This is a genomic window from Streptosporangium vulgare (assembly GCF_042428775.1).
Lineage (GTDB): Bacteria > Actinomycetota > Actinomycetes > Streptosporangiales > Streptosporangiaceae > Streptosporangium > Streptosporangium vulgare.
In genome coordinates, this window is record NZ_JBHMBS010000004.1 from 562,046 (window position 1) to 575,231 (window position 13,186).

A 13,186-nucleotide genomic window follows, 5' to 3' on the forward strand; every position below is an offset into this window, starting at 1 on the left:
CACACGGCCATCCGGCGCTCATCCGATGGCCATCGCCGGTGCGGCGACTCACACTGCTCCCATGACAGACTCCCCCGCCGACCCGGCTCCCGAGATCGGTGAGATCAGCGTCTCCGGCTGGTACGCCCACACCGACAAGATGGCGAAGGTCGGCTTCCTGACCATCGCCCGCAGGCTTCCGGCGCTGGTGTCGCAGGCCGTCAGGCTGGCGTGGGCGGCCAGTCCCCGCGACACCGCGGTCGCGATCACCCTGAGCCTCCTGAGCGGGGCGTTCACCGCGTTCGGGCTGCTCGCCACGACGGGGGTGCTGTCGGCGCTGTTCGAGGCGGGGCCGACGCCCGACCGGGTACGGGCCGCCCTGCCCGGTCTGATCCTGGTGGGGGTGGCCGCGGCCCTGCGCACCCTCACGCAGGCGGGGGCGGGCTGGGCGCAGTCGCGGCTGGAGCCCCAGGTAGGCCGGATCGCCGAGGAGCGCCTGTACGGGCTGACCAGCCGGGTCGGCCTCGCGGCCTTCGACGACCCCGACTTCCACGACGCGCTCCAGCGGGCCAGGTCGCGCGGGGTCGCCGTCGCGGACGAGGTGGTGGGCACGGCCATCAACACGCTGACCGCGATCATCGGCATCGTCGCCGCGGCGGGCGTGCTGGGGGTGCTCCACCCGGTCCTGCTGCCGCTGCTGGTGCTGGCGGTGCTGCCCGACGCGTGGGCGGCGGTCCGCTCGGCGCGCATGCGCTACACGACGATGTACGCCCTGATCCCGGCGAGGCGCCGCAAGTGGATCATCGCGGAGCTGCTCGCGGACCGCGACCCGGCCGCGGAGGTGCGCTCGTTCACCATGCGCGGCTTCCTGATGCGGATGTACGACGCGGTGGCGACCGCCGAGCAGGCCGTCATGCTCGGCCTGGCCCGGCGGCAGGTCCTCGCGCGGGTCGTCGGCGAGGCGCTGGGCGGCATCGGCACCGCCATGGTCTACGTCGCCCTAGGCGTGCTGCTGGCGGTGGGCGCGGTCCCCCTGGCGGTCGCGGGCACCGCCGTGCTGGCGATCCGTTCGGGCCAGACCTATCTGGCCAACCTGATGTACGCCACGAACCGCCTCTACGAGGAGGGCCTCTACTTCACCGACTTCCTCGACTTCTGCTCCGAGGCCGAGGGCAGGCTGCCCGCCGGACGCCCGGCGAAGGCACCGGAGAGCTTCGAGCGGATCACCGCCGAGAACGTCGTCTTCACCTATCCGGGTTCCACCGCCCCGGCGCTCCAGGGGCTCACGGTGACCATCGGCAGGGGCGAGGTGATCGCCCTCGTCGGGGAGAACGGCTCGGGCAAGACCACGCTGGCCAAGATCCTGTCCGGGCTGTACGAACCGGACGACGGCCGGGTCAGCTGGGACGACACGAACCTGGCGGACGTCGATCCCGACGAGCTGCGCGACCGCATCGCGGTCATCGCCCAGGACCACACGCGCTGGCCGCTGACCGCCCGCTACAACATCAGCATGGGCACCGACAAGGGGGAGCCCGCGCTCGTCGCCGCGGCCGAGGTCGCGGGCGCCGACCAGGTGGTGGCCGAGCTGCCGCACGGCTACAGCACCCTGCTCGACCGGCGTTTCAAGGACGGCCACGAGCTGTCCGGCGGCCAGTGGCAGCGGATCGCGGTGGCCCGCGGTTTCCACCGGGACGCCCCGCTGCTCATCTGCGACGAGCCCACCGCGGCCCTGGACGCCCGCGCCGAGCACGCCCTGTTCGAACGCATCCGGCGGCACGCCGACGGGCGCACCGTACTGCTGATCACCCACCGGCTGGCGAGCGTCCGCTACGCCGACCGGATCTACGTCCTCGACCACGGCGAGGTCGTCGAGCACGGCACCCACGACGAGCTCATGGCTCTCGACGGCCTCTACGCCGACCTCTACGGCCTCCAGGCCAGGGCCTACTCGGCCTGACCATGCCGGGACGGTCTCGACGGCTGTTTCGACGGCTGTTTCGGCGACGACCTCGACGGCCTCCGGGGACCTCCCCAGCGCGAGGGCTTTACCCGGTCTGACCACCCAGGAACGCCTCGATGACGGCCCTGGCGATGGGGGCCGCCACCCGCCCGCCCGGCCCGCCGCCCTCGACCAGGACCCCGACGGCGATCCGGGGAGAGACGGCCGGGGCGAAGCCGGTGAAAACAGCGTGCTCCTCACCTCGGACGGCGTTCTCCGCCGTGCCGGTCTTCCCCGCGACCCTCACCTCCCGGACGGCCGCGGCGACACCGGCCCCTCCCCTCCCGGTGACGGCGACCATCATCTCCGTGAGCCGTTCGGCCTCCTCGGCGCCGAGCGCGCGGCGGTACGGCGAGGGTTCGGTCACGTCGATCACCGTGCCGTCGGCGAGGCTAACCTCGTCCACCAGGTGGGGGCGCATCAGCGAGCCGTCGTTGGCCACCGCCGCCGCGATCATCGCGATCATGAGCGGGGTGGCCCGGACGTCGGACCGGCCCAGCGCCGACATCGCGGTCTGCGCGTCGTCCAGGGTCGGGGGATAGACGCTCCTGGCCACCGGCATGGGCACCTGCAGGTCGTCGGTGTCGAACCCGAATGCCTCGGCCTGCTCGCGCAGCGCGTCCTGGCCGAGGTCGACGCCCAGCTTCGCGAAGGGGGTGTCACACGAGAGCCTGAACGCCTGGAGCAGGGGCAGGGTGCCGCGACCGCAGGCGGCGCCGCCGAGGTTGCGCAGGTAGGTGCCGGTGCCGGGGAGACGGAAGGACTTCGGGGCGCTGACGCGGGTGCCGAGGTCGTAGCGCCCCGAACCGAGCGCCGCCGCACCGGTGACGATTTTGAAGGTGGGTCCCGGCGGGTAGTTCCGCTGGATCGCCCGGTTCAGCAGCGGGTCCTCGGGGTCGCCGTGCAGCCGCTTGTCCACCCGGTCGAGCTTGGCCGCGTCGAAGCTCGTGTAGAGGTTCGGGTCGTACGAGGGCAGGGAGACCATGGCCAGGATCGCGCCGGTGCGAGGATCGATCGCGACGACGGCGCCGGGCTTCCCCGTGGCGCGCAGCCCGTCGTAGGCGGCCCGCTGGGCACCGCGGTCGACGGTGAGCCTGAGCGTGGCGCCGCCCCGGGTGCCGTCGACCAGCCCGCGCACCTTCACCCGGGGGTCGTTGCCGGACAGCAGGGCCTCCTCGGCCTGCTCGACGCCGCCGGTGCCGTGGAGCGAGAAATACCCGGTGATCGCCGCGTAGAGTGGGCCGCCGGGATAGACCCTGCGGTATCGGTACGTGGCGCTTCTGGCCTTGCGGCTGGTCGCGATGACCGTGCCGTCGTGGAGCAGGATCCTGCCCCGGGGACTCTCGAAGCGCGCGATCATCGTCCGCTTGTTGCGCGGGTCCTCGTTGAGCCGCTCGGAGTCCAGCGCCTGGAGGTAGGTCACGTTGGCGAGGAGGGCGAACAGCATCCCCCCGCACATCAGTGCGACGTGGCGCAGCGGAATGTTGATCCGGCGCGCGCGCGGTGCGACCATGGCCCCTCCCCGGACACCCGACCTCGATACCGGTTTAACAGCCGGACCGAAAAGGGCACCTCGACCAGGGGCAAAGCCGTCGTACGGCTTCCGAACGGCCATAAGCCCCAGCGCTCGCCGCAGGGACCCCAGGGCTCGGCGCAGAGGCTCCAAGGCTCGTCGCGGAGGCCCAAGGGCTCGTCGCGGGCACGAACCGCGCGCCCGTCCGGCCTCCCGCCGGCACGGGCCGCGCGATTTCCCGGCACCCGACGACGCGGGCCGCACGACGTCCGGCTCCTCGCCGAGGTGGGGCGTGCGGTTTCCCGGCACCCGCCGACGCGGGCCGCGCGGGTCCCGGCACCCCCGAGGTGGGGCGCTCGGTTCCTAGTCGACCACCGAGTGGTAGTACGCGATCTTGTTCCGGATCGCCACCTGCCTCTCGCGCAGGTTCTCGATCTGTTCCTGCACCCGCCGGTCGTGGGCTTCGAGCAGCGCGATGCGGTCGCGGACCGTGTGGTCACCCGACCTGGTCATCTCCGCGAAGCGGAGCATCTCCGCGATCGGCATGCCGGTGTCACGCAGGCAACGGAGCATGCCGAGCCAGCCGACGTCCTCCTGCGTGAACCTGCGCTGCCCGGCCGCGTTACGGCTGATCGACTCAAGCAACCCGATCCGCTCGTAGTAACGAAGCGTGTCGAGGCTGAAGCCGGTCTCCTCCACCACCTGTCCCGGTGTGTACACACTCACACCGGGCAGCATTTCACCTGGAACCCACTCAAGGTCAAGTCCTACCATTTCTCGGAAATTCACTTGCCCTGGAGTCCACTCCAGCATTCAGGGTGGCCTTCATGACACGCATTCCCCTCGCCCTGGGCACCATCCCCTTCGGCACCGCCCTCGACGACAAGGCCGTCTTCGCGATCCTCGACCGGTTCGCCGACGCCGGAGGCGCCCTGCTGGACACCGCGAACAACTACCCGTTCTGGAACGAGGGCGCCACCGGTGACGAGAGCGAGCTGGCCATCGGGCGCTGGCTGGCCGCCCGGGGCAACCGTGACCGGATGGTGCTGAGCACCAAGTGCGGCGGGCGGCCGACCGTCCCCGGTGACCGGACCCTGGACTCCGCCGAGGGCCTGTCCGCCACGGCGATCGCCGCCGCGGCCGAGGGCAGCCTGCGGAGACTGGGCACCGACCACATCGACGTGTACTGGGCGCACATCGAGGACCGCTCCGTTCCGCTGGAGGAGACCCTGGGCGCCTTCGCCGAGCTGGCCTCGGCGGGCAAGGTTCGTGAGATCGGCGCGAGCAACGTACCGGCCTGGCGCCTGGAGCGCGCCCGCGCCACCTCGCGGGCGAACGGCTGGCCGCTCTACACCAACGTCCAGCTCCGCCACACCTACCTGCGTCCCCGGCCGGGGGTACGGCTGCGGGAAGGGGGCCATGTCCTGGTCCAGGACGACATGCTCGACTATCTGCGCTCGGAGTCCGACCTCACCCTGTGGGCGTACAACACGCTCATGTTCGGTGCCTACACCCGCGAGGACCGGCCTATCCAGGACATCTACGATCACCCGGGCACCGAGCGCGGGCTCGCCGTGCTGCGGGAGATCGCGGGTGAGCTGGGCGCGACCGTCAACCAGGTGGTGCTGGCCTGGCTCATCGGCGGCGACGTGACGACGGTCCCGATCGTCGGCGTGAGCTCCCTCGCCCAGCTGGAGGAGGCCCTGGGCGCCCTGGACCTCAAACTCGACGACGAGCACCGCGCCCGCCTGGACGCCGCCCGCTGACGACCCGCACCCGCCTGGACACCACTCCCCGCTGACACCCGCACCCGCACACGCTTGAACACCACCACCCGCTGACGACCCGCACCCGCTTCGACCTCACCTCCCGCCGACGCCCCCGTACCACGCCCACCCGGACACCACCCGCTGACAGCCCGCACTGACGGCGCCCGCCGACGACGGCCGGCGCCGTCACTCCTGCGGCAGGTGCGCCGACAGGTAGCGGCGGACCAGGTGCTTGCACTCGGCGATCAGCTCGGGGTCCCCGTCGGGCAGGGAGCGGAAGGCGAGCTTGAGCACCGCGTCGGCGGCCTCGACGGCGACGAAGAGGACCCGGTCCAGCTCGGGGCCGAGCGGGGCGCCGAGCAGCTCGACGACGATCGTGCGGAGCCGGTCGGCCACGATGGCGTTGTTCTCCAGGGCGGCGTCGAGCATGCGACGGGTCCCCATGAGGATGGGACCGCCGGGCGAGGCGAGCACTCCCCCGAAGTCGACGACCGCGAACCCCGGCGTGGACCGTTTCATCGCGACGAACTCGTCGATCGCGAGGTCGACCATCTCCGTCCACTCGGACAGCCGCACCTCGGAGAGCCTCACCGTGACCCGGCCGAGGAACGCCTCCAGATTGCGCAGCGCCAGCGCGCGTACGAGACCCTGTTTGTCGGGAAAAAACTGGTAGAAAGTGCCGATCGGCACCTCTGCGCGGCGCGCGACCTCCTTGGTGGTCAGTGCCTCGTAGCCGACCTCGTCCAGTAACCGCGCACACTCGTCCAGCATGCGCTCCACCCGTTCCAGGCTGCGGCGCTGAGCGGGTTGGCGGCGAAGCGTTCCCCCGGAGACGTTCGTCATCTCCCCATCATCCCCCACGACGGACCCGGGGGATTAACATGAGCCAGACTCACGCTATTTGGAGGTCGGGATGTTCCTGTGGGGTACGGCAACCGCGTCCTACCAGATCGAGGGCGCCGTCGCCGAAGACGGGCGGGGCACCTCGATCTGGGACACCTTCACCCACGAGCCCGGCCGCGTCCGCGACGGCGACACCGGAGACGTGGCCTGCGACCACTACCACCGCTGGCCGGAGGACATCGCGCTGATGTCCGGCCTCGGGGTGAACTCCTACCGCTTCTCCATCGCCTGGCCGCGCGTCCAGCCCGACGGGAAGGGCGCGATCAACCAGGCGGGCCTCGACTTCTACGACCGGCTGACCGACGCGCTCCGCGAGAAGGACATCGTCCCCGCCGCCACGCTCTTCCACTGGGACCTGCCCCAGACCCTGGAGGACGAGGGCGGCTGGCTGAACCGCGACACCGTGTACCGTTTCGCCGAGTACGCCGCCGCCGTGGCCGACAGGCTCGCCGACCGGATCCCGCTGTGGATCACCCTGAACGAGCCCTTCATCCACATGGTCTTCGGCTACGCCCTGGGCACCCACGCCCCGGGCAGGACCCTGGTCCTGGACTCGCTCCCGGCCGCCCACCACCAGTTGCTCGGGCACGGCCTGGCCGTACGGGAGCTCAGGGCGCGCGGCGCGGAGAAGGTCCTGATCACCAACAACTGCACCCCGGTCTGGCCCGCCTCCTCCGACCCCGCCGACCTGGCCGCCGCCGACGCCTACGACGTCCTGCACAACCGCCTGTTCAACGATCCCGTCCTCCTCGGCGCCTATCCCGACCTGTCCGCGTACGAGGTGAGCCTCGACTGCGTCCGCGACGGCGACCTGGAGCTGATCGGCGCCCCCCTCGACGGCCTCGGTATCAACTACTACAACCCCACCCGGATCGCCGCGCCCACCGGCGAGGGCCTCCCCTTCGAGGACGCGGGCGTCACCGGCTACCCCACCACCGCCTTCGGCTGGCCCGTCGTCCCGGACGGCCTGCGCGAACTCCTCTCCGGCCTCAAGGCCAGGTACGGCGACGCCCTCCCCCCGGTCTACGTCACCGAGAACGGCTGCTCCCAGCCCGACGAGCCCGGCCCCGGCGGCACGGTCGACGACCAGGGCAGGATCGCCTTCCTCGACGGCCACATCGGGGCCGTCGAGAAGGCGCGGGCCGAGGGGGTGGACGTGCGCGGCTACTACGTCTGGTCCCTGCTGGACAACTTCGAGTGGGCCGAGGGCTTCAGCCAGCGCTTCGGGCTCGTGCACGTCGACTTCCCCACCGGGACGCGCACCCCGAAGTCCTCCTACCACTGGCTGCGCGACCGCATCTCGCGGGGCCTGACCGGCACGCCCTCCCAGCCGTGACGCCCCGGGCGCGCGGGGAGTCCCCCGCGCGCCCGGGTTCGCGCCCGACGGGTACCGGACCCGGGATCCGTGCGACGCGGTCGCGAACGTGGACGTGGTCGCGAACGTGGACGTGGTCGCGAACGTGGACGTGGTCGCGAACGTGGACGTGGTCGCGAACGTGGACGTGGACGGAAAGACGAACGACCGGCCGTAGTCCGAAAGATGTACGGCGGCTTCGGCGTCACGCAGGAGGTCACGCGGGGTCCGGCGTCACATGATCGTAGGTGAGAAGAAGCGGAACCCGATCCCCCTACCCGCCTCCCCGGCCACGGCACCGGCCCCGAACGCGGACCCGGACCCCGGCTCGCACGCGAACCCGGACCCGAACGCGGACCCGGGATCCGCGCGACGCGGTCGCGAACGTGGACGCGGAAGCGAACCCCGGCCCGGACCCAGATCCGGACGCGGACCCGGGTGCGGACCCGGACGCGGACGCGGAGCACAAGGGCACGCGGGGTCGCCGCGTCCCCTGGCGTCACCGACGGAGACTGAAGTTGACCACCGAACTGGTACTGACCCTGGGAGCCCTCGCGCTCGTCGACAGCACGAGCTTCGGGACCCTCGGCATCCCCGCCTACCTCCTGCTCGCCTCGGACCGGTCACCGGCCGGCCGTCTGCTGGTCTATCTCGCCACGGTCGCCGCCTTCTACTTCGCCGTCGGCGTCGCCCTGATGCTCGGGCTGGCCGCGGCCCTCGACACCTTCGAGGAGGCCCTGTACAGCCGCACCGCCTACTGGATCCAGCTGGTGATCGGCGTGGGACTGTTCCTGCTCAGCTTCCGTTTCGACTCCAAGAAGCGGAAGGACAAGCCGGGGCGCTGGGAGCCCCGCCTCGGCGGGCCGGGGGCGATGGTCCTCCTGGGGCTGACCGCCGCCCTGCTGGAGGTCGCGACGATGATCCCCTATCTCGGCGCGATCGGTTTCATGACCGGCGCGGACCTGCCCGCCGCCCAGTGGGTGCCGCTGCTCGCGGGCTACGTGCTCGTGATGGTCCTGCCGCCGCTCGTGCTGCTCGGCGTCAAGACCGTCGCCGGAGGCCGGCTGGACCCGAAGCTGGAACGGCTGCGCGCCTGGATGCGCAGGCACTCCGCCTCCGCGATCGGCTGGACCCTCGGCATCGTCGGTTTCCTCGTCGCCCGCGACGCCGCGTGGCGCCTGTTCTCCGGCTGACCTCGACATCCCGTTCGCGGCCGAGCCCGGCGTCCTGTTCGCGACTGATCTCGACATCCTGTTCCCGGGCCGATTCCGGCGTCCTCCGGCCCTGCCACCCAGCGGCACGACAGACCGGGAACCAAGGACCGAACCCGTCCCCTCCTCGAACCGGTCCCACTGACCACCCCACCCACCCCCCACGGGAGCCGACGGAAAACCCGTTGCAAGACAACGAGACGGGCCGTACCGTCTAGCGCCATGTGCATGTACTTCGCCTGTCACCTGTCCGGCTACGTGATCCGTCCCCGCGGCGGCCGGGCTCTGGCCCGCTAGGGACGCGTCACCTCTTTCCCGTTGTCCACGCGTCCCCGATGCGCGCCCAGGGCCTCCGAGACCTCTTCTCATCTCGGACCCGAAAGGGCGAAAGCTGTGGCGTACTCCTTCGCGCACGGAAACCATTCACACACCCAGAGAAAGGTCAGGAACGGCGGTGGCCGCAGTGACCGCGACCGGGCCAGACGCACCCTCTCGCAGAACTTCCTCGTCGATCCGCACGCCGTACGGCAGATGGCGAGGGCGGCCGGATCGCACGAGCTGCTCCTGGAGCCGGGCGCGGGAGAGGGTGCTCTCACCCTCGCCCTCGCGGAAAGCTGCGCCAGGGTCGTGGCGTACGAGATCGATCCGCGGTACGCGGGCAGGCTCGCCGTCCGCACCCGCGACGACGACCGGATCGAGGTGGTCAGGGGTGACTTCCTGACCACGCGGGTCCCGCGCGAGCCGTTCGCGGTCGCCGGGAACATCCCGTACTCGATCACCTCCAGGATCGTCGACTGGTGTCTGCGCGCGCCCGCGCTCACCTCGGCGACCCTGCTCACCCAGTTGGAGTACGCGCGCAAGCGTTCCGGCGACTTCGGCCGCTGGAGCAAGCTGACCGTGCTGACGTGGCCCGGTCACTCCTGGGAGCTGGCCGGGCGCGTCGGGCGTGAGAGCTTCCGGCCGGTACCCGCCGTCGACTCGGCGCTCCTGCGGATCACGTCGCGCCCCGTCCCGCTGCTGGACGGCGGCCGGGACGCGGCCTGGCGGGAGTTCGTCGAGTACGGCTTCACCGGGCTGGGCGGTTCGCTGCGCGCCTCGCTGCGGATGCGGTACGCCCCTCGCCGGGTCGACGCCGCGTTCGCGGAGGCGCGGGTGGAGCGTGACGCCGTGGTGGCGTTCGTCCATCCCGACCGGTGGCTCACACTCTTCGAGCTGCTCCACTGAGAACCCCCGGGCCCCCGGGTCCGGCCCGCCCCATCGGCCGGACCCGGGGGCCCCATCTTCATGACGAACGGGCACCCCCCGGAAACGACATCTCCCGTGTCCCGCGTTCGCATTGACTCGAACTGGAAAGCGAAGTCATGAGATCTCGTAACATCGGCATCATGATGACTTCCACGGGTTGCTATCCGTGTGATCAGGAAGCGCGGTTCGACGTGTCGCCCCCGCGGGAGCGGGTCGCGTTCGACGACCACTGGCGGGTGGCACACGCGATCAACACCGCGCTGCCCGGATGGCTGGTGCTCGTCCCCCGCCGCCATGTCACGACCGTCGCGGCCCTGACCGACGCCGAGGCGTCCTCCCTCGGCCTCTGGCAGGTCCGGCTGTCGCGGGCGCTCCACGAGGTGACGGGTTGCGTGAAGACGTACGTGGTGCAGTTCGCCGAGCTCGAAGGCTTCGAGCACGTGCACTTCCACGTCGTGCCGCGCATGGGCGACCTGCCCGGCGAGCTGCGGGGTCCCCGGGTGTTCGGGCTCATGAACGGCACGTGCGGCGAGCACGTCACCGCCGGGCTGATGGACGAGACGGCCGTCAGGCTCGGCAAGGTCCTCCAGGAGGGCACCGTGGAGACCGCGCCACCGGGCGGGAGCTAGTCCTCGTCCGTCCACCCGGGGCTCACGGAGCGCTTGGCCCCCATGGCCGCCCGGCGGATTCTGGCCGCCCCGTACTCGCCGGGTGCGAGGCAGCCGGGGCACGGGGGAATGCCGTGGGCGTTGGGCATGTATCTCCAGCCGGTCACCTGGTTCACGGCGCGGACGCGGTGGATCTCCTTCGCGCCGATCGCCCGGGGGATGAAGACCTCGTATCCCCGGGCGTCGTCGCACCCGGCGATCAGGGCGGCGGCCTCGGCGCTGGGGAGCCGCCCGTGCTCCCGCCCGTAATGGCCCACGAACACCGGCTCGTCGTCGGGCACCCGGAAGTCGACGGCCGTCACCGTACGGCGCCCGCCGCGCTTCAGCTCGCGGACCCACTGGTGGGTGAGCTGGTAGGAGGGCAGGATCGGCAGGCAGAACAGTCCCGGCAGGCCGTCGCGGTCGCGGCTTCGCGCGCGGATTCCGGCCCGCCGCACCGATCGGATGTTCTTCTCCGCCGTGAGATGGACGAACAGTGTCATGCGGTCACCCCTCCGGGATATGACGTTCGGTCTTCCAAATGCACCTCATCTCCCCCTGAACCCATCGAAGGTCCACGAGATCCCTGAAATCCGTCATCTTCGTGAAATCCGTGAGATTCGCGAAGATCAGCCAGAGCGTGACGGCAGCCTAACCCGGCGCGCGGCCACGGCAAACGGCTTTTCCGGCGGGCCCTGCCCCGGGCCTCTCGGCTGCCCCTCCTCTACTCCTCTACTCCTCGGCGGCGTACGGGCGGTCACGCCGGGCGTCGCGCAGGACCGAGCCCCACCACAGGAGCCGGTCGAGCAGCACCTTCGCGGCGAGGTTCGGGCCGTCGGGGTCCTTGAGGACGCCGTCGAGGTCGAACAGCTCGTAGTACCGGGGGAAGGTGACGTAGTCGCGGACCGTGTGAGCGTGCAACTCGCCGAAGACCTGGCGCAGTTGCTCGATCGCCAGGAGGCCGCCGCTCCCCCCGCTGTAGCCGACGAAGCCGATCGCCTTGGCCTCCCACTCGGTGTAGTGCCAGTCGATGGCGGCCTTCAGCGAGGCCGGGAAGCTCCGGTTGTAGTCCGGCGTCACCACGACGATCGCGTCGGCCGCCGCGATCCGCCGGGTCAGGTCCGCCATCTCCGCGGGACGGGCCATGTTCGGTTCGAGCGCGGGCGGCAGGCGCGGCAGTTCGAGCGGCAGCGGCGTGTCCGCCAGATCGATGAGGTCCACCGTGAACCCGCCGTGCCGCTCGGCCCGCTCGGTGAACCAGTTCGCGACCACCGGGCCGAACCTGCCCTCCCTGACGCTACCGATGATCACTGCGAGGTTGAGGGTCTCACTGGGCATCGCTGTGCTCCCTGTCTGAGATGCGAGGTCGGAGGCGACCGTGGAGGTCACGTCCATCAACCTGCCGGGCGGGGCGGAGACCAGGAAGACCGGGCCGAGACTGGTAGTGGCAGGGCCACGACCCCGGCGGCCACGGCTGTTACGTTCGAAACGTGAGCGACAACGAGCTGGGCATGTTCCTGCGCATCCGCCGTGAAGCCGTCACCCCCGCCGAGGTGGGGCTGCCCACCGGCCCCCGCCGCCGCACGCCGGGCCTGCGCAGGGCCGAGCTGGCCACGCTCGCCGGAGTCAGCGTCGAGTACCTGACCCGGCTCGAACAGGGGCGCGACCGCCACCCGTCCGCGCCCGTGCTCTCCGCGCTGGCCACCGCGCTACGGCTCACCACGAGCGAGCGCGTCCACCTGCACCGGCTCTCCAAGGCGGCCGACGGCGGCTTCACCTGCATGGGCGCCACGATGCCGGCCCGCGCGGTCCGTCCCACCGTGCGGGCACTGCTCGACCGGCTGGAGCCCACCCCCGCCCTGCTCCTCAACCGGCTGAGCGAGATCCTCGCCTGGACCGCGGGCTACGAACGGCTGGCGGGGCCGATCGGCCTGCTGGAGGGCGGCCCTCCGAACCTCGCCCGCTTCGTGTTCACCGACGTCCGGGCGCGGACCGCCTACCCCGACTGGGACCGTGTCGCCGACGAACAGGTCGCCGCCCTCAAGCACGGGCCGTTCCGGGCCGACTGGCACATCGCCACGCTGGCCGACGAACTCGCCGTCACCGCCGGGGCGGCCTTCTCCGGACGGGTGGAGACCCTGCCCGGCCTCCCCAAGTCCAGCGGCGTCACGCGGCTGGTCCACCCCGACGCGGGTGAGCTGCGCCTGGCGTACGAAACCCTCGAACTGCCCGCCGACGACGACCAGCGCCTCGTCGTCCATCTCCCCGCCGACAGCGCCACCTCCGCCGCGCTCGACCGCCTCGCCGGCCGCCACCCGGGCGCCCTGCGCGCGGTCTCCGGCTGACACGGGGCGCGTCGCCCGCCGGGGAAGCGGACCATACCCGCGTACGGCCCGATCGAGCCGGTAACAGCGTGGCTCCCTCCGCTGTGCACCACAACAGGCATAATCGAGACGATCAGCCTGGCCGGGACGCACGCGCGATGCTCTCGTCCAGTTCGTACCAGCGGGCGGATCCCCTCCACCGACACCCACGTCACACCACGTGACGACCGTCCAGCGAC

Annotated in this window: 12 protein-coding genes; 7 read left to right on the forward strand and 5 right to left on the reverse strand. The window is 71.3% G+C overall.

The features are described 5' to 3' along the window. The first annotated feature begins 61 nt into the window (after positions 1-61). Positions 62-1,939 (forward strand): ABC transporter ATP-binding protein, encoded by a 1,878-nt coding sequence (locus ACFFRH_RS11860; RefSeq protein WP_344747034.1) that lies wholly within the window; start codon positions 62-64, stop codon positions 1,937-1,939. Between the two features lie 88 nt (positions 1,940-2,027). Here the strand turns inward: ACFFRH_RS11860 and ACFFRH_RS11865 are convergent, their stop codons facing one another. Together ACFFRH_RS11865 and ACFFRH_RS11870 are read right to left on the reverse strand one after the other, a co-directional pair. Continuing rightward, positions 2,028-3,494 (reverse strand): peptidoglycan D,D-transpeptidase FtsI family protein, encoded by a 1,467-nt coding sequence (locus tag ACFFRH_RS11865; protein ID WP_386156168.1) that lies wholly within the window; start codon positions 3,492-3,494, stop codon positions 2,028-2,030. A gap of 363 nt (positions 3,495-3,857) precedes the next feature. After that, positions 3,858-4,220, reverse strand: a complete 363-nt coding sequence (locus tag ACFFRH_RS11870) for a MerR family transcriptional regulator (protein WP_344747038.1) — start codon at positions 4,218-4,220, stop codon at positions 3,858-3,860. A gap of 101 nt (positions 4,221-4,321) precedes the next feature. Here ACFFRH_RS11870 and ACFFRH_RS11875 point away from each other — a divergent pair, with 101 nt between their 5' ends. After that, positions 4,322-5,260 (forward strand): aldo/keto reductase, encoded by a 939-nt coding sequence (locus ACFFRH_RS11875; RefSeq protein WP_386156170.1) that lies wholly within the window; start codon positions 4,322-4,324, stop codon positions 5,258-5,260. A gap of 189 nt (positions 5,261-5,449) precedes the next feature. On the opposite strand, the gene ACFFRH_RS11880 is transcribed toward ACFFRH_RS11875, so the two are convergent. Continuing rightward, positions 5,450-6,106, reverse strand: a complete 657-nt coding sequence (locus ACFFRH_RS11880; RefSeq protein WP_386156172.1) for a TetR/AcrR family transcriptional regulator — start codon at positions 6,104-6,106, stop codon at positions 5,450-5,452. Between the two features lie 70 nt (positions 6,107-6,176). On the opposite strand from ACFFRH_RS11880, the gene ACFFRH_RS11885 reads away from it, so the two are divergent. From ACFFRH_RS11885 to ACFFRH_RS11900, 4 genes are all read left to right on the forward strand, one after another. After that, positions 6,177-7,502 (forward strand): GH1 family beta-glucosidase, encoded by a 1,326-nt coding sequence (locus ACFFRH_RS11885; protein WP_386156174.1) that lies wholly within the window; start codon positions 6,177-6,179, stop codon positions 7,500-7,502. 536 nt (positions 7,503-8,038) lie between these two features. Next, complete coding sequence (locus ACFFRH_RS11890; RefSeq protein WP_386156176.1) at positions 8,039-8,713, forward strand: GAP family protein; 675 nt, start codon at positions 8,039-8,041, stop codon at positions 8,711-8,713. Positions 8,714-9,262: 549 nt separating this feature from the next. Then, positions 9,263-9,955, forward strand: a complete 693-nt coding sequence (gene erm, locus ACFFRH_RS11895) for an ErmE/ErmH/ErmO/ErmR family 23S rRNA (adenine(2058)-N(6))-methyltransferase (protein WP_386156229.1) — start codon at positions 9,263-9,265, stop codon at positions 9,953-9,955. A gap of 161 nt (positions 9,956-10,116) precedes the next feature. Continuing rightward, positions 10,117-10,605: an HIT family protein gene (locus tag ACFFRH_RS11900; RefSeq protein WP_386156178.1), complete on the forward strand. Its 489-nt coding sequence runs from the start codon at positions 10,117-10,119 to the stop codon at positions 10,603-10,605. Here the strand turns inward: ACFFRH_RS11900 and ACFFRH_RS11905 are convergent. Both ACFFRH_RS11905 and ACFFRH_RS11910 read right to left on the reverse strand, forming a co-directional pair. After that, positions 10,602-11,126 carry a hypothetical protein gene (locus ACFFRH_RS11905; protein ID WP_386156180.1) on the reverse strand — a complete coding sequence of 175 codons (525 nt, stop codon included), beginning with the start codon at positions 11,124-11,126 and terminating at the stop codon, positions 10,602-10,604. The two genes, ACFFRH_RS11900 and ACFFRH_RS11905, sit on opposite strands and share 4 nt — an antisense overlap. A 229-nt stretch (positions 11,127-11,355) precedes the next feature. Beyond that, the gene (locus tag ACFFRH_RS11910) at positions 11,356-11,961 is read right to left on the reverse strand and encodes an NADPH-dependent FMN reductase (RefSeq protein ID WP_386156182.1); all 606 of its coding nucleotides are present in this window, start codon (positions 11,959-11,961) and stop codon (positions 11,356-11,358) included. A gap of 152 nt (positions 11,962-12,113) precedes the next feature. Between ACFFRH_RS11910 and ACFFRH_RS11915 the strand changes: the two genes are divergently transcribed. Further along, positions 12,114-12,968: a helix-turn-helix domain-containing protein gene (locus tag ACFFRH_RS11915; RefSeq protein ID WP_386156184.1), complete on the forward strand. Its 855-nt coding sequence runs from the start codon at positions 12,114-12,116 to the stop codon at positions 12,966-12,968. Positions 12,969-13,186 lie beyond the last annotated feature (218 nt).